Source organism: Secundilactobacillus muriivasis, assembly GCF_054785195.1.
In genome coordinates, this window is record NZ_BAABMI010000003.1 from 66,410 (window position 1) to 88,041 (window position 21,632).

Genomic DNA, 21,632 nt, shown 5'->3' on the forward strand with positions numbered 1-21,632 from the left:
TCCTAAACGTGTGCGCTAACTTGATCGACTTTGAGAACGTGAGCCCGCTTTAAAATGCGGTGAATCAATGTGACCAACCCAACTGAGAAAACAAGGTTGGAAACGAGGCGAGTTAAAAATAGAGCGGCCAACATTGGCAATGAGAACTTAATGTAGCCGTGAATAAAGAGTGCTGAAGCGAAGGTAATGATCGTCGAAAGAATGGCGGCAACGGTCAGTGATCGAACGTCAAAACGCCGGTATTTGAAACTTGCGAATCCCAGCTCGCTCCCCACACCTTGGAAAAAGCCTGCAACAAGGGCGATAATGCCGAATTGGCCGCCCGCAAAGCTTTCGACCAGAGCCCCAATCATTTCGCTTAACAGTGGTGCGCCTGGCAGTCGAACGATCATGTAGGCAAGTGGCCCACCCATGCACCATAGGCCAAAGAGAATTTCCCCAACAAACTGGCCCAAGCCAAGCGGGGTTAGGATGGCATAAACTAAGGTGTAGATCCAATCGGAAACCACAAACATGAGGCCGACAAAAATTGAAATAATTGCAACGGTGATGACATCTCGCAGATGCCAGTGAAATTGATGTTGAATCGTAATCATCTCCTTAAAGTTATCAGCGAACAAAAAAACAGCCCGCGATTAAAAATCGAGGCTGTTTGAGCAATTGAAACGGTTTCATCCATGATTAATCAACTAAAATAAGCTTATCGTTAGACGGTCGGTTTCAAGAGAACTCCCTTCGCTGGTATTAACCAGATCAGGTTCAGCGGGTGTAATCTCAGCACAACGGCACCCCGATTCTTGATTAAGTCTAGCGTACGAGGAAACCGGTTAAATGTCAAACAAAATTATGATTAATTCGATTAACGTCCGGTTATTTGGCCGATATAGTGAGGTTGATGGTTCAATAGTAAGGATAATCACGTCACTTGACGATAACTCAAAAACACCAGCATTCGCTGATTCCACGAATGCTGGTGTTTAGTCGTTCATTATAAATTCACATCCATATTAAACGTTAGCTTCGACAACGTTAAGCCTTGTTCGAATAACTGGTTGATCAATTGCGTCGTGCGTTCCTGAGTAGCGTCAGCAATCGCGCGATTTTGGGCTGTTAAATAAGCAGTCAATTCCGCGCCATCTAATTGCTTAGCTGCAGTATCCGTCGCCGCAACGTGAGCGGTGAAAGCCTGCTTTGAAGCGGTCAGAAAATCGATATCTGGTTGAATAAATTCAGCGTAGTGGGATTCAACCAAGACGGATAATTTCCGGTACAGCCAGTAGGCACTGACGTTATCGGCGTGCAGTGGCGTTGCGCTGTAGGTTGGGGCGGTGTCCGTTGCATTTGCAAAGAATGGAACAAACGGACTAAAGGCTGGAACGCCTAAACAAAGCCACATGATGGCCGACTGAGCAGCTGGCACGTCATTCCGGAGTTGAAGGACGTGGGAATTTTGGGTCCGGTTCATCGCAATTGGCCGGAACTTTGTTTTGAGCGCTTGTGGGCCGCGTCCCAGTGGATCATAGTCGGTTTCATTGTAGTGGGAGCCCAAGATAGCTGATACGTCATCAACGCTAATTTTACGGTTTGCATGGCAGATGAAGGGCAGGTCGGATGAATCGGGTTCCTGATGCACATCGGGAGTTAAATACCGTTGGCCGTACCAGACACGTGGGGTGTTGTAGTGGCGGTCCTTTTCGGTATCCGTTCCGAAAATTCGACGGAAGTTCCAAGTTGTTGGGTCCGGATTCAAGTGGTGCTCACTGACGAAGTCTTGAATGCCAGCTGACCACATAAATTGGTCAGGATCATCGAAATCTACGTTTTGAATGGCAACTTGATTGGCCGTCACAACGTAGGCATCGTCCGGAATGCGTTGGGCAACCCAGTGATGACCGGTAACGATTTCCATGTACCAAGCTTCATCGTGGTCGGCAAATAAAACGGCGTTGCCTTCAGGGGAACCGTATTGCTTGATCAAGTCACCAAGTACGCTAACGCCGTGGCGCGCAGATGTGATAACGGGAAGGACCATTGTTGGCATCGTGTCTTCAGCAAGACCATCCGGAACTAATGGATCAAAGGCCAGTGCTTTAGGGTTACCGTAAACACTTTCTGTGGCGCTCATAGCAACGTTATTAGCGTTAATGCCACTTTCTTCGTACAGGCCCTTTTCAGCGACTTCAACGTTGGGGGTTGCTTGGTAAGCCACACCGTTTTCAGGTAATGGGGCTTCAAAACCGTTTTGAGTCGATTTTAGAATTTCGTGTCGATCGTGAACCGCCTCATGCATGTAAAATCGTTGTGGCGTGAGGGGGTAAAAGGTATCGTCATTTCGGGCGATCATGACGGAACCATCGATACTAGCGGCTTTCCCAACTAGAATCGAGGTACAGGCTGAATGTGGTTGCATAACAAAACTTCCTTTATCGTTAAATTAACTCCTATGATAGCGTAGTTGCGTGAAAATTTGTGAAGAATTAGAAAAAATAAATCAGTGTTTGTCAGAAAAGCGCAAGCCAGTTACAAAGATTGCTTGCTCACTGAAAACTCGGTACACTTCAAGATTCTTGTGTCTCGAAGTAGTTATACCAATTGATTCAAACGCATTTACAACCGGGAAAAACTCGGGTAAAACAGTTTCACTTGTGAAAACGTTGACAAGTGATGATGGTTGTGTAAAATATAGTTGTGAACAAGTTAACGTTATAACCTGCACCCACATAGGAGGAATTTTTCATGAAAGTTGTTGTCATTGGTTGTACTCACGCTGGTACCTTTGCGACGAAACAAATTTTAGCGGAACATCCGGATGCGGACGTGACCGTTTACGAACGAAATGACGTGATTTCGTTCCTGTCTTGTGGCATCGCACTTTACCTTGGTGGTCAAGTGAAGGATCCACAGGGGCTGTTCTACTCGAGTCCGGAAGAGTTAGCTAAGTTAGGGGCCAACGTTCAGATGCAACATAACGTGAAGAACGTGGATAATGGCACGCACACCGTGACGGTTGAAGACTTGGCAACTGGTGAGACCAGTGTGCAACATTATGATAAATTAGTGATGACGACTGGCTCATGGCCAGTGGTACCACCAATTCCTGGAATCGACAGTGACCGGGTATTGCTGTGCAAGAATTGGGCGCACGCACAAGCATTATTCAAACAAGCCGCAAGTGCTAAACGAATTGCCGTGATTGGTGCCGGCTACATTGGGGCAGAATTAGCCGAAGCCTACTCGCTTGATGGTCATGAAGTGACCTTAATCGACGCGCAAGAACGGGTGATGCCCAAGTACTTCGATGCCAGTTTTACGGATAAAATTGAAGCCGATTACGAAGCGCACGGGGTTAAATTAGCGTTGAATCAAAAGGTGCAATCCTTTGAAACGAACGGTCAGGAAGTGACGATCAAGACCGATAAAGAAACGGTTACGGTTGACTTAGCAGTGCTTTGCATTGGCTTCCGGCCAAACACGGAACTCTTAAAGGGCAAGGTCACGATGGCCGAAAACGGGGCAATTATCACCAACGATTACATGCAAAGTTCAGATCCAGACATTTTTGCTGCGGGTGATAGTGCAGCAGTTCACTACAACCCAACGGGTAAAAATGCGTATATTCCATTGGCAACTAATGCCGTTCGACAAGGCATCTTGGTTGGCAAGAACTTAGTAAAACCGACGACCCGTTACATGGGTACGCAATCCTCATCTGGTTTGGCACTTTACGGCGTTTCAATTTGTTCAACTGGCTTAACCTATGAAGCCGCCCACGCTCAAGGCATTGAAGCTAAGCAGGTCATTATGGAAGATAATTATCGGCCAGAGTTTATGCCAACCACGTTACCCGTTCAAATGTCATTGGTTTATGATCCAGCAACCCGCCGAATCTTAGGGGGCGCACTGATGAGTAAGTACGATATTTCACAGTCAGCTAACTTATTGTCGGTTTGCATCCAAAACCATAACACGATCGATGACCTAGCAATGGTGGACATGCTGTTCCAACCAAACTTTGACCGACCATTTAATTACTTGAATATTTTAGCGCAAGCAGCACAAGCCCAAGAGGCTTAGTTGCTTAAAAGCCTTACCTGACAATTGCGTTAGGTAAGGTTTTTTGATTTTGGTCACAAAAAAATCATGAAAAATTCTAATGGTAATCATAATATTTAATGTAAAATACGATACACTAGTAGTAGAAATACAATCTCATTTCACTATCTGATGATTTTTAATAGTGAATTAGGAAAGGACTGCTCGAGATGACAATGACGACTGCAACCCAAAGCCGGCAACAACTTGCCGAACAGTTAAAGACGGATCTATCCCGCGGCCTGACCAAAGAAATGGTGATGCAGCGGCAACAACTTGGCCGAAATGAACTTCAGGAAGAAAAGCCGCCTTCGCTACTTCAAAAAATCTGGAGGCATGTGTCAGACGTCGCCTCGTTGGTTCTTTTGTTTGCAGTGGTGTTATCAACGTATCTCGCGATTGCGGTGAACGGTGGTTGGACGAAACCAATTGTGATTGGTGCCATTTTAGCATTGAACATTGTAATTGGAATGTTTCAAGAACACAGTGCCGAAAAATCACTCTCTGCGCTCAAAAAACTGAACGTTCATGAAGTTACGGTGATTCGTGATGGTCAGGCGCAAGTGATTAGCGCGACCGAACTCGTCGTTGGTGACCTTGTTCAACTCCGAGGTGGTAATCAAATTCCAGCGGATGGCCGATTAGTCGAAGCAGTTGCGCTTCAACTAGATGAAGCGATTCTAACCGGTGAAAGTGAACCCGTGAAGAAAACTGCGGACGCGTTACCGAAGCAGGCACCCGAGTTGGGCGATCGGCGAAATGAAGTCTTTTCTGGAACCGGGGTTGCCCAAGGAACTGGCTTAATGGTAGTGACCGCGATTGGGATGGCGACCGAACTTGGCGCCATTGCCGGTATGTTGAACCGAACGAAGAGCCGGATGACACCGTTACAAAAGCGACTCAATCAACTGTCCAGTCGGTTAACTGGGGTGGCAATCGTGGGTGGCATTGCCATCTTTATCTTGGGGGTCTTTTTCCAGGGTGAGCCACTGACGGACGCGTTGATGATTGGGGTCTCGTTGGCAGTTGCGGCGGTGCCAGAAACATTACCAATTATTGTCACGATTAGTCTGGCCCATGGGGTAACTGCGATGGCGAAACAACACGCAATTATGCGCCGGGTTGATGCGGTTGAAACGATCGGTGGCGTGAATGTGATTTGTTCGGATAAAACGGGAACGTTGACCCAAAACCAGATGACCGTTACGGATTACTGGTTAGCCGGTCAACCACAGGCGATTCAGGTGAAGAAGATGGCGTTAGCGGATGAGAATTTAGCCTTGATGCGCTTAATGGGATTGGCAACCAACGCCACTCGTGAAACTGTCGATGGCGAAGTTGTTGAAGTTGGTGACTCAACTGAATTAGCAATCGTTCGCTGGTTGGCTAAATTTGATCAATCCCGGGCGCAATTTGAGACTGACTATCCTCGAGTAGCCGAGGATCCGTTTAACTCAACCAAGAAAACGATGGCGACCCTTCATCGGATGCCAGATGGGCGGTATTTGTTAATCGTTAAAGGCGCAATTGATCATTTACCAGTTACGCAAACGGAGGCCCAACGGGCGGTAACCATGCGAATTCATGATCAGTTTGCGCAAAGGGCATTGCGCGTGTTGGCGGTGGGGTACCGAATCTTTGATGACCGACCGACTGAATCGATTGAAGCGTTACAAAGTGACCTTCAACTGAGCGGTTTGATTGGCATGATCGATCCGCCAAGGGATGCGGCGATCGTTGCGGTCCGGCAAGCTGCTGATGCCGGCATTCGTACGGTGATGATTACGGGTGACCATCTGGAAACCGCTAAGGCAATTGCGAAACAAATTGGCATTTTAAAACCAACGGATCAGGTGCTGACAGGGGCTTCTTTGCGAACATTAAGCGATGAAGAGTTAACGCAGCGAATCGCAGACGTCAGTGTTTATGCCCGGGTATCGCCGGAAGACAAGATTAGAATCGTGACCGCTTGGCAAAGTCAAGGCGCAACGGTCGCCATGACGGGGGACGGGGTGAACGATGCACCGGCGCTGAAGGCTGCGGATGTTGGTGTTGCCATGGGCATCACGGGTACCGAAGTTTCGAAAAATGCCAGTGACATGATCTTGACTGATGATAATTTCGAAACGATTGTTGCGGCGATTGCGACTGGCCGGGCCGTTTATCAAAATATCTTAAAAGCCGTTGAATTTTTAATCGGTGTTAACTTTGCCCAAATCTTCTTGATGATTACGGCAGTGATGATTGGGTGGGGCGCACCGTTGATTGCGGAACAGTTATTGGTGATCAACGTGCTCGCTGATGGGATTCCGGGATTCTATCTCAGTCGAGAACCCGCTGAAGCACAGACGATGCAACGACCACCAATTTCACGCCAAACGAGTATTTTTGCGGATGGGATGACACGTCGGGTGGCGGTTCGGACAACAACGTTTATTATTTTGACGTTGGGCATCTACGGCCTCGGCCGGTTCGGTTTAGCAAATAACGATCCAATGATTGGGTCGACGATGCTCTTCTTCACGTTAGCACTGGGATCAATGATCGATATTTATCCGATTAAGACTCGTCAACCGCTAACTTGGCAGTCGATTCGAGGAAATCATGCGTTGAACGTAGGGGTTTGCTTGGCCGCAGCCTTCGTCGTTGCAATCGCGATTATCCCTGGCTTACGCGAACTATTTTCAGTAACGACCATGCCGATGTTGAACTGGGTGATCGTTGGGGTGGCAATCTTTATTCCAAGTTGTGTCCTGGAGATTGCAAAACGTATTCGGTTAAAGCGACAAGATGTGCCACAGATGCTGATGTCGAGTGATTGATATTAGTTAGGTACTCTAAAAAGGTCCCATGGCTCCCAAAATTGGGAAGCCATGGGACCTTTTTCAATTGACGATGTTAATCAGCGGTGGTTGGTTGATGTTTTAGTCGAACGTAGTGAGCCGGAATGATCCAATCGTGAGTTAAGCGATACCACATAATGCCAGCGGGATCTTCTAGTTGACCGGTGATCGTTACGGGCGTGTTATGGGCTAGCTCGCCGATAATCAGACCATTTGGTGCATCGTAGTAGGAAACCGACTCGTTTGCAACGAAATCGATGCGTCCCTCAAAGTGAACGGCATCAAACTGTGGCTCAGCAGGAATGTCGTCATCATTATCGATTGGTGTTTGTGCTGGGCGGTCGGTGATTACGATTTTATCATTCAAAATCCATTGGGGACCACCGAGGTTGTACCAAACATCACCGTTCGTTAACGTCACCTTCATAAAAGCCCGCCAAACGGAATGGCTGGGAAATTCGTACGGATGGCGCTTGCCCGCAGGTGTGTAATAAATTGGCGTTGACTGATTCAACTCTAGGTAGTAGTTGACCCGCTGGACAGATTGCCAATTGGCCTGCCGAAGTAGGGCAATCAAAACTTGAGGTTGATCGGTAAAGTGACCGGTCAATGGTCGGCTAGCTTTAATCATCCGATACCCTTCAATTTTAGGTGTTTTGAAGAGAAAGGGGACGTTTAGTGGGCCGGAGAGTAGTTTTGGCACGGCAACGAGTCGCCCAGTATCGTAGTCGATGGGATAAAGAATCGCCGGATGGCCAAGCTTTTTAATAAAATGCAGGGTCATGATATGGTAGGGCGCGTCAAAAGTCGTGGTAAAGCCCTGAATATCTGCGAGCAAGTAATCATCAAATTGACGAAATTCTAAATGCAACGGTTCGCCCAGTTGGCCATTTAACCACTCCGGATCACTAAGGGCGGTGCCGGCCTCGTCAACGTAGCCAATCAAGACGACAGCGTTGGTCGTATTCACATTAGGGGTTGAAGGGGCAGCGTAGAATTCAGCTTGAGCTGGCACGTCGTTTTTAGTGGCTGGTTCCGCTTCCATTGGTGCGTTCGGTTGAGCGTCACTATCGTTACCAAATAGGCGCCGTAGCTGTTCTAAAAAAGTCATTCACACCCCTCCTCACTTAGTTTTAATTCTAGTATACCGCATGATGGCGAGAAATTAATAGCAGTTTGTGAGGTTTGTTTGGCATTTTTTCTTATGCGTGTTTGAACTGTCGTTTGTGTCCAGCGACAACATTCTTCTGTTTAGCTTGTGAAGTGCGGTGATTTGCGTGGACTTACGATTCCGGTAAGCGGCTAGGTTCCTGCTGTGGGGCCGGCCTGAGCCAAAGGGCGGTCTCAGACCTCAAATGTAAGCCTCGCCAAACCCCGTGCGAGTCTTACATTTGTCCCCGATAATTAGCGGTTGTTGGAAGACCGTCAACAACCACCAATTATCGCGACACAGCATCCACCTAGCCGCTTACCGAAATCTTACGTTGGCGCAATTCGGCACTATTGTAGACCATCTCAAGTGCTTAACTGGACATCTTGCGGCGATATCGTAATAACATTAACGTTGATTTGACAAACGCAGAATTGATCAGCGGTACCGTTCCATAATTGCGATGGATAAGCATCAATACCGCTTAATGCCAACGCAACGGTATTAAGTTCACGCAAACATGACGTACAACCGGCAGATTTAGCACTGCGCAATCGTTGATTCATTACGGTTACTGAACATTGACCACGATTATTTTCGCGTGTTGGGTTATCGTTCAACGTTGTCATCACGCAGTTTCGTCAGCTTCAGAATGTGACAATCAGATGTTCTGGTCAACTACAGCGCACCATGTAGCGGGAGGTGGAGGCGCGCGAGGCTCAGCAGTGTCGGTATGACTTAAGCAGTCGTAGTCCGTGGGGTTCGGACTGCGAGTACTTTAGTCATACGCGGGTCCGGAGAGATCCGGCACGGAAGTGGTCTTCTTCCGTTCCTAGCTCGTAGGCCCGCCACTGCGTTCCAGCCTCGCATAGCGCCGGAGCCTCCCGCGGCATCCTTCCACAATGTAATCCATGATTAACGCGCAAACGAAGCCAAATTTCACAAACTCCACAAACAAAAAGCACGTACCCGCAAAGCAGGCACGCGCTTTAATGATAAGCGTCTCACAGAACGCTAATTGTTAATCATTTTTAGGCTAATCATCGGAAGCAGTTGAAGCCGATTCTGGTGGTGCAGCCGGTGCTTCTTCTGCAAGGGTGATTTCGCCGTTTTCAATCTTAGCGACAAGGTTCTTAACGTCGGCATGATCAAGATAGTAGTCAGCGATTCGGTCTTCGATCTGTTCTTGGATGACCCGACGAAGTGGTCGAGCGCCCATGGCTGGATCGTAGCCTAAATCAACAAGTTTGTCTTCGACTGGTGCCGTCACGTGAACGTGCAACCCTTGGGTAGCTAACATAGCGTTCACATCATCGATCATCAAATCAACGATCTTCGTCAAGTTGGACTTGGTGAGGGCGTTAAATTCAACGATGTCATCAAACCGGTTTAAGAATTCTGGCTTGAAGTAGTTGGTTAATTGATCCAAAACAGAGTGGGTCTTGCCACTTGCTTCAGCACCGAACCCGACGTTGGCTTCAACATCACCAGTCCCAGCATTAGAGGTCATGATGATGATGGTATCCTTAAAGGAAACGGTTCGGCCTTGAGAATCGGTCAAACGACCATCGTCTAGAATTTGAAGGAACATGTGCATGACGTCTGGGTGCGCCTTTTCAACTTCGTCTAGTAGGACAAGGCTGTATGGATGACGCCGAACTTGTTCTGTCAATTGACCGGCTTCTTCGTAGCCAACGTAGCCAGGAGGTGACCCGATCAATTTTGCCACTGAATGTGGTTCCATATATTCGGACATGTCAAACCGAATCATGGCTTCCTTGGAGCCGAAGAGTTCACGCGCTAATTGCTTAGCGAGCTCGGTCTTACCAACCCCGGTAGGACCAACGAATAGGAACGAGCCGATTGGTCGACCAGTGCCGTTCAAACCAATTCGGTTCCGACGAATGGCACGAGAAACTTTATCAACCGCTTCGTCTTGACCAATGACGTGGGACTTCAATTGCCCACCAAGGTCGCGGAGCTGTTCTTGTTCTTTGTTTTGAAGTTCGCCAACTGGGATACCAGTTTTTTCTTCCACGATTTGTTGCATATCCGCTTCGGTGACCTTTGGTTGTTCGTCAGAAGACGATGCCGTTTGGGAACTCTTCGCGTTTTCAAGTTTCGTCACTTGATCACGGTAGTAGGCGGCTTTTTCGTAGTCTTCCTGCTTTAAGGCAGCTTGCTTTTGATCTTCAGCAGCTTTGATCTTATCATCGATGGTTTTAGGATCGACAACGTTGATCGTCAAATTCTTCTTTGAGCCAGCTTCGTCCAAAAGGTCGATAGCCTTGTCAGGTAAGAATCGGTCTTGAATGTAACGATCAGATAATTTGACCGCTGCTTCAATGGCGTCATCAGTATATTGAACGTGGTGGTAGTCTTCGTACTTCTTTTGAATGCCCTTCAAAATTTGAATGGCTTCTTCAGAGGAAGGTTCGTTAACCGTTACGGGTTGAAGACGACGGGCGAGGGCTTGATCCTTTTCAATATCACGGTATTCATTTAAAGTTGTTGCCCCAACGAGTTGGAATTCACCACGAGCAAGAGCTGGTTTCAAAACGTTACCAGCATCCATGCCACCTTCGGCATTACCAGCACCCACGATTTCGTGAATTTCGTCAATGAACAGGATAATGTTTGGGTTCTTTTGAACCTCTTCCATTAACTGTTGCATCCGTTGTTCAAATTGACCACGAATCCCAGTTCCTTGAACCAGAGAAACGACGTCAAAGCGGATAATCTTTTTATTGATCAGTTTTTGAGGAACGTCACCCGAAACGATCTTTTGGGCTAAGCCTTCGACAACGGCCGTTTTACCGACCCCAGCTTCACCGATTAAGACGGGATTGTTCTTCGTGCGTCGGTTCAAGATTTCGATGACCCGAGCGATTTCCTTATCACGACCGATCACGGGGTCGATTTTACCTTGGCTTGCAAGTTCAGTGAGATCGAGGCCATATTGACCGAGGAGTCCGCCGCCCTTGTTACCTTGGCCATTGTTGTTACCGCCCCTTGGGCCATTAGGCTGAGTAGGGGGAACTTGTTGTTGATAGCCCTGTTGACCATTGTTCAGATTACCATTTTGGATGGATCTGAAAATATCATCAAGGCTGTTAAAACCAAATGGGTCTTGTGCCATACGTGCACCTCCGTTTCCAGAATTAGGGTTGTTAGATTGCTGATTTTTCAGCAATTGATAGCAATTTTGACATAAATCAACTTGCTGTCGCTCTCCATTAACGTTTAGGTAGAGATGAATTGTCGCTTCGCGTTGATGACAGTTCTGACAGAGCATATTTTGACTCCTTTCTCATTAAAGTCGTCAGGTCAATTGGTGTTAATTGTTTGACCAATCTTGACCATTGACCATATTATACAATATTCAAGTCGGAACGCAAGCGGTTTGCTCACGTTTTCAAGATAAAATTAGCACGACACTTGTGCGAGTGCTAATTCAAGTAATGTTGTATCGCAATCAGCGTTTCAGTGCAAGGATTTTGATTCAATTCACAAGATTGATTGTTAAAATACGAAGTCATGGGCTACTCTTTCACTTACGATGGCGGTACAATTGATGCACTTCTTTTTGAAGTCACTACATAGAAAATGAGATGATGTTATTGAAGTGGAATGCACAACTATATGACCAGCAACACGATTTTGTGGCCGCTTACGGTAAGGGGTTGTTGACGTTTATTCCGCAACAACCGAACCAAGCGATTTTAGACCTTGGCTGCGGGACTGGCGGACTAACGGCACAGTTAACCCAATTAGGTCATCGGGTACTGGGAATCGACAGCTCAGCAAGTATGATTGCCGAAGCGAAACGGACGCACCCCAAGGCTGAGTATCAGGTCCAAAACGCGCTCAAGATGGCCTACCAAAACGAATGGGACGTGGTATTTTCAAATGCCGTCTTTCACTGGATCCCCAACCATCAGTTGCTCATGAATCAAATCGCGCGGGCGCTAAAACCAAATGGCGTACTCGTTTGTGAGTTTGGCGCTGCTGGCAATATTGCCACCATTGAACGTGGCTTTGATGCGGCGCTACAACGCGTTGGTGGTCGGTATCAGTCAAGGTTTAATTTTGCAACTGCTGAGGCGTTCGGCAATGAGGTTGAGCATGCTGGAATGACGATCGAACAGGTTGAAACCTATGATCGACCAACGCCATTGAAGGGTGGCGAAGCCGGATTAGCCAACTGGGCCCGGCAATTCTTTGCCAGTGATTTGGCACGCTATAATAACCAGCAACAAACTGAAATTTTAACGGCGATGGCGGATTACGTTCGACCAACACTCTGGGATGGCCAGCAGTGGGTCGCTGATTACCGGCGACTAAGGTGTGTCGCTCACCGATAACGGGATAAAAGTTGGGTGAACGGGCAACTTTTTGTTAAACTAGAACAGCAGACTAATGATGAAAGGGGGAGATGACGAGTGGCAACTGATTATACAGCACTAATGATGCAACTTAAAAATGGTGAAATCGAAACGTTCACCGTTGAGCCGACTGATTTTATGACGTTTCAAACCGCCTACATGGCTTTTGAATTCCGAAAACGCATCATTGGTAAGGCTGAAAAAAACGGGACCGTGATTTATCATTATGATCACGACCAAACACAATAAATTTAGTGATGTAAGCGGTTGATAAATGCTTACATTCGCTTGTATTTTAGTGCATTAATTGATATTCTTAGGATAAAGGTAACTTTCGTTGAATCTCGTGAAAACAATTTTCATGAAATCTAGCGATTGAGGCCTATAAAGACTATAGTTCGTCGAAGGAGATCGATATTTATGGAAAAACGTAACTTCAAAATCACCGCAGAAACAGGGATTCACGCACGTCCAGCAACTTTATTAGTTCAAGCTGCTAGTAAGTATAACGCTGACATCACTTTAGAATATGATGGCAAGTCAGTTAACTTGAAGTCAATCATGGGCGTTATGTCATTAGGCGTTGGCCAAAACACCAACGTCACGATTGCTGCCGATGGCGATGACGAAAAGGAAGCTATGGAAGAAGTCGCTAAGACGATGAAAGAAGAAGGCCTCTCTGAATAATGGCCCGTCAGGTACTGAAGGGAATTGCGGCCAGTGATGGCATTGCGATTGCCGAGTCATATCGACTAGTTGAACCTGACCTTTCCTATTCTAATGCGCCCATTACGGACGTTAACGCTCAGATTACTCGGTTATCAAGTGCCATTGTTGCGGCTAAGGCTGATGTTGCCCGGATTAAACAACGGGCGATTCAAACAATGGGGGCTGATGAAGCAGCTGTGTTTGATGCTCATCTTGAAATTTTGTCTGATCCTGAGTTGATTCGTCAGATCGTTAAACTGATTCGTGACCAACATTTTGGCGCAGAAGCTGCGTTAAAGCAGGTGACGGATCAGTACGTTGATTTGTTTGAGAACATGCAAGATAATCCCTATATGCAGGGACGAAGCAGCGATATTCGTGACGTTACCAAACGGGTGTTAGCACATCTGTTGGGAGTGACGTTACCCAATCCGGCAATGATCGATCATGAAGTCATTATCGTGGCGCATGATTTAACACCAAGCGATACCGCTCAGTTGGATCGGCGCTACGTGAAGGGGTTTATTACGGATGTCGGTGGTCGAACATCTCATTCGGCAATCATGGCACGGACCCTTGAGATTCCTGCAGTTGTGGGAACTCAAAGCGCAACGGCAATGATTGAAAATGGTCAAACGATTATGGTTGATGGGTTACATGGAACTGGGCTGGTTGAACCGACAGCTTCAGAGATGACAAAGTACCAGCAAGCGGAACAACAGTTTCGTCAGCAAAAGATTGAGTGGAAACGACTCAAAGATGCACCGAGTGAAACACAAGATGGTGTCACCCACCTCATTGCCGCTAATATTGGAACCCCGCAGGATCTACAAGCGGTGCTCGACAATGGCGGTGACGGGATCGGGTTGTTTCGGAGTGAGTTTTTATACATGGATGCCACTGATTGGCCCACAGAAGACGATCAGTTTGCTGCGTACCAATCAGTTGTGGCAAAAATGGCTGGGAAACTGGTTGTTGTACGAACGATGGATATCGGTGGCGATAAGAAACTGCCTTATCTCAAGTTACCGGATGAGATGAATCCCTTTATGGGGTTTCGGGCCATCCGAATTAGCTTACAACGAACTGAAGTTTTCCGGACCCAACTCCGAGCACTATTGCGCGCATCGGCATTTGGTAATTTGTGGATCATGTTTCCAATGATCGCCACCTTAGCGGAATTACGAGCGGCTAAGGCCGTCTATTACGAGGAACGTCAACGATTGATTGATGAAGGTCAATCAGTTGGTGAGGTTAAACTTGGCATGATGGTTGAGGTACCCGCAACCGCTGTGATGGCGGATCAGTTTGCCAAAGAAGTGGACTTTATGAGCATTGGCACGAACGACTTGATTGGTTATACCATGGCGGCCGATCGTACCAACGAACAAGTCTCTTACCTGTATCAACCCTATAATCCTGCGATTTTAAGGTTGATCAAACAGGTGATCGATGCTTGTCACCACGAAGGCAAAGTCGCTGCGATGTGTGGCGAAATGGCCGGAGATCAGATTGCGGTGCCGCTTTTAGTTGGCATGGGATTAGACGAGTTTTCAATGAGTGCAACGAGCATGCTCAAAACCCGAGCACTGTTTCGCCGACTTGATTCTCAGAAAATGGTGCGGTTAGTTGATCGTGCCATTCAGGCTCAGACCAATGAAGAAGTGGTCCAATTAGTGGATGATGTTGTGTTTTAGTTAACTAAATGAAGCACGTTAAATTTCAATTTATATTGAAGTTTGACGTGCTTTTTTTGCGTTCGTTTTGATTGTCATTTGTGTCCAGCGTAAGTGTGCGGAGCGAGGCGGTTAGAAGGTGGAGTGTAAGCATGACCCAGCGAAGCTACCGGGTTTGGGTAGGTTGGCTGGGTCATGCTTACATGCAACCTTCTGCCTCGCGCAGCACCATTCGGCGTGGTGGCCAGAAAGCGCGTGGTTGACAAGTTTCTACAACTTCAGGAACCCTAGAAATGACAGCTTAAGTGGCGCCGAATTTTGTAGCCTGAGAGCGCCGGTTTTCGTGCGGCTTTGGCGAGCGAAGCGATGACAAACAGCCGACACTCAAAACTGCACCCAACACTTACGCTGGACACAAGCGGCAGCAAAACCACGATAGGTAACGCATCATTATAGCAACTTTGTTCAACCATTAAGAAAGCTCTAAAATTGTTACGGCGAAAACGGATTCACACTCGATTTGTCGGAGTTGCCTTGACCCGTCAACTTGATTTCGTTAGACTATTCAAGATTGTGCTTTAAACGCTAGGTGGTGGCCTAGTCACCTAGAATTGAGGTTGAAAAGGAGCGTTACATGTTTATTTTTAGTGGTTTTGTCATTTTTTATCCGCTGATTGTGTCGGTGATTTGGATCGTGGGGGCCTTATTTTTCGGTCTCCAGCAACGATTGATCCAGAAGCCAGCACTTAGTGGTGAACAGCCGTTAGTGTCCGTCCTGATTCCTGGTCATAACGAGGCCGATACCTTGCATGAGGTCGTTGCATCGGTAGCAGGACTGACTTATCAGCATCTCGAATTAATTTTAATAGACGATGGTAGCACGGATGATACGTTGACCGTGATGCGCGACTTACAGGCGCAGTATCAAGGCCAATTTCCGATCCAAGTGGTTCCAATTCAACAAAATGCCGGAAAAGCGAACGCCTTAAACGTCGGGTTGGGCTACGCGAATGGTGAGCATTTATTGTGTTTGGATTCGGATTCTTATCTAGATGAACAGGCCTTGACGCACATGATGCAATCGATGCTAGCCGATCCCCAAAACGGGGCAGTGGCGGGTCGGCCGGTAGTTCGAAATCGCACGACGTTGTTGGGGCGGTTGCAATTATTAGAATACATTGGGATCATCGACATTATTAAACGGGGACAAGCCTTCATTACCGGGCATATCACCACTGTATCTGGGGTGATCGTGGTTTACCGAAAAGCTGCGGTTGAAGCAGTGTCTGGCTGGACGACGGAAGCATTGACCGAAGACATTGATATGACCTGGAAACTCTACCGTCAACATTGGCACGTGGTGTACTGCCCGCAAGCGGTATCCTGGATCTTGGTTCCGGAACACATTCGGGCACTGATCCGGCAACGGCGGCGATGGGCTCGTGGCGGTTTGGAAGTGTTGGTCCGCAATCGTCAGTTGATTTTTACTGGGCGGTTAGCGGAACAGTGGTTATTGCTAGATATGATTATTAGTAATGTTTGGGCGTTATGCTGTGCATTTAGTGTCCTGACTTACTTCTTAACGATGCTGTTTTCACAATCGTTGATTTTAGACGGTGGCATTTTATTCGTGTTGACGTTGATCAGTATTGTCCAGTTCATTATTGGTTTTACCAGTTCACAACGCCAAGGTTACGTGGATTGGCAGGATCTGCTGCTTTTACCGATGTACTTTATTTTCTACTGGGCGGTCAACCTCATTAGCTGCATCACGGCATTGGGGTCATTCTTTTTGGATCCGCAACGTAAAGGTGTCTGGTCCAGTCCTGATCGGGGGGTGTAGGTGTGGATAAACAACAATTGGTCATTCGTAAAAAGACATCATTGGGCGCTCGCTTGCGTCGACTGGTGCTACTAGTCGTGCTCTGGGCGATTGCTTTAGGTGTCCTGACCGTAAACGTTTGTTTTATGCTGGGAATCTACACTGATGCGTTAGTGGTCAACTATGCGTTGTTCAACCTGTCGTTTCGGATGTATAAAGTTTTAGGCCTGACGATCGTTTTGATTGGTGGGCTAGTTGCGGTTTACGGTGTGTGGCACCTTAGACGGTTAAAGCGAAAGGCGGTACAACATGACCAAAACTAACCGAAAATGGCTGTTAGGAATTTTTCTGGTGCTTTTTGTGAGTGTCTTATCGGTAAACGTGTACAAGAAAGTGACCTTTGAACGCGGCATTCACGAAAATTTTGCCTTGGCATCGGCGGATCAGCAAATCAAAAACGGAATTATGGTGCTGTGTTACCACCGAATTTTAAACGATACAGCGGCGGTTTCAACGATGGAGCACTTAACGCCAAATAACCAGTTACACGCCTATAATGTGAATTTATCTGAATTTAAGCAACAGATGACCTTTCTGCAACGGCACCATGTTCGGGTCATTTCAACGGCCCAAATGGTGACAATGCTTAAAAAGCACCGTACTGTTCACGGTAAATATGCAGTCATCACCTTTGACGACGTCGATCGTACCCTTACCGAAAATGCCGCCCCGGTGCTTAAGCGGCACGGGTATCCCTTCACGGCGTCAATCATCACCGGGACGACTGGTCGTTACATTGGTGGCGAACAGTTGGCGTCATGGCCCGAAGTGTTAAAAATGAAGCGTCAAGTTGGGGGCTTGCTAACGCTTGGCGTCCATACGAATAATATGCACTACTTAGTGAAAGGCACCCCAGTATTTAACTTGCGCAAACACTACTTAGCCTTTAAGCAAGATTATGCGACTAGTCAACGGGTGTTGAAGGCTAAAACTGGCCAAACGTCGCCAATTTTCACGTATCCGTATGGGAGTGGCACCTCACAGGTGGAAAATTTCTTGTTGACACAACGGCGGTTACAAGTTATTTATACCCTGAATAACGGGATCGTAACGTCACGGTCGAATTTGAAATTGACACCGCGGATGATCGTGAACCGGGATAGTTGGAAGAGTATTGCTAAATGGCTTGAATAGCACAACTCATATCAGTTAAGAAGTTTCTTAATCCGCGATTCATCAGGATTAAGAAACTTTTTTGAAATTAAATAAAACTTTACCTTATGCGAAGACGTCTTTAGCAATCGAGTCACAATAGGTATTTGAATAACAATATTATATGTGATATAGTATCGGAGAAGACCGAACAATGGGTCAAACTAAGAACTTTGGTTGCAACGACTGGTGGTTTGTTATATAGTTAGTTAGTCAAGTAGCTAACTTAAGCAAAACCATTAAATTTCAGTGCGATTTTTTCAATAATGGTTGGGTTAACTTATTAGTTAGCGTATGATGAATGCTGTAAAGCAAGCGGTTAGCGAGGGTGTCTCAGTGATGGGGCATCTGTTGCATTGCCAATTGGAAACCAATATAATGACTATAATTAAAATGAAGCAAACGGACGATAAATTGTTGGGGGGATTAACGTGAACATTGGGATATTTACGGACACATACTTCCCTCAGGTGAGTGGGGTTGCAACGTCGATCAAGACGCTTCGACAAGAGTTGGAGAAACAGGGGCATCAAGTTTACATCTTTACCACGACTGACCCACACATTGAGAAGGATGTTTACGAACGTAATATTTTTCGCTTTCCAAGCGTACCATTCGTATCGTTTACCGATCGGCGGGTTGCGTTTCGGGGCCTATTTCATGCCTATCAGATTGCCAAGGAACTTAATCTAGACATTGTCCACACGCAAACCGAATTTTCGATGGGGTGGATCGGTAAGTTTGTGGCGAAGAATTTGAAGATTCCGTGCATCCATACCTACCACACGATGTATGAGGACTACCTGCACTACGTGGCGAACGGTAAGATTTTAAAGCCCGTTCACGTTAAGCAGATGACGTTAGCGTTTTGTACCCACCTTTCTGGGGTGGTTGCGCCAAGTCAACGGGTCATCGATACACTGACGGGCTACGGGGTCAAGATTCCGATTCGGGTCATTCCGACCGGGGTCAACCTGGAACAATATCAAAACAGTAGTGAAATCGATGTGCGCGCTAAGTACGACTTAGCGCCAGATACACCATTGATGCTATCGTTAAGTCGGTTAGCGTATGAAAAAAACATTAAGGAACTGATTAATGGGATGCCAAAGGTTTTGGCTCAACTTCCCAACGCGGTCTTAATGATCGTAGGTGATGGCCCTGCCCGAGAGGACCTTGAAGAACAGGCCAAGTCGCTTGACCTTGGCCGTCACGTTATTTTCACTGGTGAGATCAACCATGATGAGGTTCAGGCTTACTATCAAGCAGCTGATTTATTTGTGTCGGCGTCTGATTCTGAATCACAGGGGTTAACGTACATTGAGGCGTTGGCTTCGGATGTTAAAATCGTGGTGAAGACCAGCCCGTATACGGATGCGTTACTCGCCAATCACGAATTGGGCACGACGTTTGAAACGTATGCTGAATTGGTGGATGATTTAATTTACTATCTACAACACGCAAAAATTGAGAACCAGCAAGTCTTAGCAGAAACGTTACACCGGGTTTCTGCGGCGTCGTTTGGTCAACGTATCGTTGAGTTTTACCAAGACGTTCAACTGACCTATGAAGAAGCACAGGATTCAGCCGGTATCAGTAACTAACTATTTAGGAGTCGAGTATGTTAACTATTACGATGTTTTCAGCAGCGGATAAGGTTGCAGGACAGGGTGTCGGTAGTGTGTATCTGGAACTTGTCCGACTGCTTCAAACGCGCTCGGCTGATACGCTGAACGTTCAGATCAATAAGTACGGTCGAGCCGATGTGAGTCATTATCACACCGTTAACTTTCCGTTTTATTTATCAACCTTCATGCCCAATCGAGGCCGTAAAGTTGGGTTTGTGCATTTTTTACCGGAAACCTTAGAGGGTAGTTTAAAACTGCCGAAGATTGCGAAGGCGGTTTTCTACCGTTACGTCATTGCCTTTTATAAGCGGATGGACCAACTCGTGGTTGTGAATCCGGCGTTTATTCCGAAATTAGAGGCTTACGGGATTCCCAAAGACCACATCACGTACATTCCGAATTTCGTCAGCACAGCCCTGTTTCACCCGGTAGACGTTGCTAAAAAGAAGCAATTGCAGCAAAAGTACCAGTATCCTGACCGGTTCACGGTTTTAGGATCGGGCCAAGTCCAGGTTCGAAAAGGGGTCTTTGACTTCATTGAACTGGCAAAACGGAATCCAGATGTGCAGTTTATCTGGACTGGTGGGTTTTCGTTCGGTCGCATCACCGATGGGTATGAACAGCTGAAGCAAGTCGTTGATAATCCACCAGCTAACTTGAGCTTCCCAGGTATCGTGCCTCGGGAGCACTTGGTTGATTATTACAATATGGCTGATTTATTCTTGCTGCCATCCTATAACGAACTGTTCCCAATGTCGGTATTGGAAGCCTTTAGCTCTGAGACGCCGGTGTTACTCCGGGACTTAGACCTGTATCAGGCGATCATCGATGGGGATTACGCGGCGGCGAAGGATGTTGATGAGATGAATGACTGGATTCAAAAGCTCAAACAACAACCCGAAGAACTCGCGACCTTGAAGGCCAAATCCCAGCGAGCAGCTGCCTACTATTCCGAAGACCGGTTGCTTAAAATCTGGCAAGATTTTTATGCTGAACAGGCACGGTTAGGTCGGTAGCGATGTCGAGAAGAAATAAAGTCGCGGTGTTTTTGATCGTCATATTGGGATTGGCGATTTTTGGCTATTCGTTACGCGACGTTAAACTTAATATTCTAATTCGCGATTTTGCATCGATCCACTTGGATTGGTTACTGATCGCGGTTTTATGTATGATCCTCTACTTTGGCCTTGAGGGCCTGGTCGTCAAGATCTTCGTTGATGAACGGATGGGGCATTATTCGTTTAAGAGTGCGATCCGAATTCCGTTAATTGAACAGTTATTTAACGGCATTACACCATTTTCATCCGGTGGGCAACCGGCGCAACTGATTGCGATGCTTCAAAGTGGCATCGATGGTGGTCGGGCAAGCTCAGTTTTGTTGATGAAATTCATTGTGTATCAGGCTATGATCGTGATCAACTTTATCATTGCGTTGGTTATTGGGTTCCATTATATGGTCAGCAAAATGAGCTACCTATCACTATTCGTGGTGTTTGGGTTCTTGATCCACTTCGGGGTGATTATCGGGTTACTGTTGGTCATGTTTTGGCCGCAATTTACCAAAAAAGCCGTGCGTGTGATTTTGAGTCCCATGCGGTGGTTTGGTAAAGCGGAACGGATGAACGACATGCTGACCCGCTTGGATACGAAGATCGACTTGTTTTATGAGGAGAGTGTCCAACTGCTGGGTCAGCGAAAGCTCTTGTTGAAAGTTGCTTTAGTGACATTCTTACAATTGATGGCGTACTACCTGGTACCGTATTTCATCATGTTGTCGTTAGGGTACACGCAGGCCAATATTGTGATGATTACCTGTTTACACGTGTTGATCGTGATGGTAATTTCAATCTTCCCAATTCCTGGGTGTGCCGGTGGGGCCGAGTATAGTTTCACGGTGCTGTTTGGCAGTTACATTACCAACTCCAGCAAGTTGGTGCTCGCCATGTTACTTTGGCGGATCTTAACTTATTACTTTGGTATCTTCGCTGGGATTGGTGCGTTGGCGATTAAGCCGGATCAGTTGAAGCCGCATAAGCCACTGCCGGAACATGATGATGACTGATTGAGTTGGGTTTTATAATTGAATTTTCGGCGTCCTCCTAGGAAATTAGGGGGG

16 protein-coding genes and 1 riboswitch are annotated in these 21,632 nt (G+C 46.8%); of the genes, 12 read left to right on the plus strand and 4 right to left on the minus strand.

The window, feature by feature from the left end; genetic code table 11:
• Nucleotides 1-2: 2 nt before the first annotated feature.
• Together ACYVR3_RS00465 and ACYVR3_RS00470 are read right to left on the minus strand one after the other, a co-directional pair.
• Complete coding sequence (locus ACYVR3_RS00465) at nt 3-620, minus strand: ECF transporter S component (RefSeq protein WP_461242667.1); 618 nt, start codon at nt 618-620, stop codon at nt 3-5.
• A gap of 93 nt (nt 621-713) precedes the next feature.
• Nucleotides 714-803, minus strand: a riboswitch (TPP riboswitch).
• A gap of 185 nt (nt 804-988) precedes the next feature.
• A complete protein-coding gene (locus ACYVR3_RS00470) occupies nt 989-2,410 on the minus strand; it encodes a C69 family dipeptidase (protein ID WP_461242668.1) in 1,422 nt (473 codons plus the stop codon).
• Between the two features lie 326 nt (nt 2,411-2,736).
• Here ACYVR3_RS00470 and ACYVR3_RS00475 point away from each other — a divergent pair, with 326 nt between their 5' ends.
• Together ACYVR3_RS00475 and ACYVR3_RS00480 are read left to right on the plus strand one after the other, a co-directional pair.
• Entirely contained in the window at nt 2,737-4,074 is a 1,338-nt protein-coding gene (locus ACYVR3_RS00475) for an FAD-dependent oxidoreductase (RefSeq protein ID WP_461242669.1), read from the plus strand.
• Nucleotides 4,075-4,262: 188 nt separating this feature from the next.
• On the plus strand, nt 4,263-6,914 hold the full coding sequence (locus ACYVR3_RS00480) for a cation-translocating P-type ATPase (RefSeq protein WP_461242670.1): 2,652 nt from the start codon (nt 4,263-4,265) through the stop codon (nt 6,912-6,914).
• Between the two features lie 76 nt (nt 6,915-6,990).
• On the opposite strand, the gene ACYVR3_RS00485 is transcribed toward ACYVR3_RS00480, so the two are convergent.
• Together ACYVR3_RS00485 and ACYVR3_RS00490 are read right to left on the minus strand one after the other, a co-directional pair.
• Entirely contained in the window at nt 6,991-8,046 is a 1,056-nt protein-coding gene (locus ACYVR3_RS00485; protein ID WP_461242671.1) for a MucBP domain-containing protein, read from the minus strand.
• Between the two features lie 1,075 nt (nt 8,047-9,121).
• Nucleotides 9,122-11,380 (minus strand): ATP-dependent Clp protease ATP-binding subunit, encoded by a 2,259-nt coding sequence (locus ACYVR3_RS00490; RefSeq protein ID WP_461242672.1) that lies wholly within the window; start codon nt 11,378-11,380, stop codon nt 9,122-9,124.
• Nucleotides 11,381-11,699: 319 nt separating this feature from the next.
• Between ACYVR3_RS00490 and ACYVR3_RS00495 the strand changes: the two genes are divergently transcribed.
• The 10 genes from ACYVR3_RS00495 to ACYVR3_RS00540 all read left to right on the plus strand — a co-directional run bounded on the left by ACYVR3_RS00495 (nt 11,700) and on the right by ACYVR3_RS00540 (nt 21,578).
• Complete coding sequence (locus tag ACYVR3_RS00495) at nt 11,700-12,449, plus strand: class I SAM-dependent methyltransferase (protein WP_461242673.1); 750 nt, start codon at nt 11,700-11,702, stop codon at nt 12,447-12,449.
• Nucleotides 12,450-12,527: 78 nt separating this feature from the next.
• Nucleotides 12,528-12,719: a hypothetical protein gene (locus tag ACYVR3_RS00500; RefSeq protein ID WP_461242674.1), complete on the plus strand. Its 192-nt coding sequence runs from the start codon at nt 12,528-12,530 to the stop codon at nt 12,717-12,719.
• A gap of 171 nt (nt 12,720-12,890) precedes the next feature.
• Entirely contained in the window at nt 12,891-13,157 is a 267-nt protein-coding gene (locus ACYVR3_RS00505; protein ID WP_461242675.1) for a phosphocarrier protein HPr, read from the plus strand.
• Nucleotides 13,157-14,875, plus strand: coding sequence for a phosphoenolpyruvate--protein phosphotransferase (ptsP, locus tag ACYVR3_RS00510; RefSeq protein WP_461242676.1), 1,719 nt, complete (start codon nt 13,157-13,159; stop codon nt 14,873-14,875). The genes ACYVR3_RS00505 and ptsP overlap by 1 nt, the downstream gene beginning before the upstream one ends.
• Nucleotides 14,876-15,488: 613 nt before the next feature.
• A complete protein-coding gene (locus tag ACYVR3_RS00515; RefSeq protein WP_461242677.1) occupies nt 15,489-16,697 on the plus strand; it encodes a glycosyltransferase in 1,209 nt (402 codons plus the stop codon).
• Nucleotides 16,698-16,699: 2 nt separating this feature from the next.
• Nucleotides 16,700-16,999, plus strand: coding sequence for a hypothetical protein (locus tag ACYVR3_RS00520; protein ID WP_461242678.1), 300 nt, complete (start codon nt 16,700-16,702; stop codon nt 16,997-16,999).
• Nucleotides 16,986-17,870, plus strand: a complete 885-nt coding sequence (locus ACYVR3_RS00525; protein ID WP_461242679.1) for a polysaccharide deacetylase family protein — start codon at nt 16,986-16,988, stop codon at nt 17,868-17,870. Before ACYVR3_RS00520 ends, ACYVR3_RS00525 begins: the two co-directional genes overlap by 14 nt.
• Nucleotides 17,871-18,319: 449 nt before the next feature.
• Nucleotides 18,320-19,492 carry a glycosyltransferase family 4 protein gene (locus ACYVR3_RS00530; RefSeq protein WP_461242680.1) on the plus strand — a complete coding sequence of 391 codons (1,173 nt, stop codon included), beginning with the start codon at nt 18,320-18,322 and terminating at the stop codon, nt 19,490-19,492.
• A gap of 17 nt (nt 19,493-19,509) precedes the next feature.
• A complete protein-coding gene (locus tag ACYVR3_RS00535; protein WP_461242681.1) occupies nt 19,510-20,532 on the plus strand; it encodes a glycosyltransferase family 4 protein in 1,023 nt (340 codons plus the stop codon).
• 2 nt (nt 20,533-20,534) lie between these two features.
• A complete protein-coding gene (locus ACYVR3_RS00540; protein WP_461242682.1) occupies nt 20,535-21,578 on the plus strand; it encodes a lysylphosphatidylglycerol synthase transmembrane domain-containing protein in 1,044 nt (347 codons plus the stop codon).
• Nucleotides 21,579-21,632: the final 54 nt, after the last annotated feature.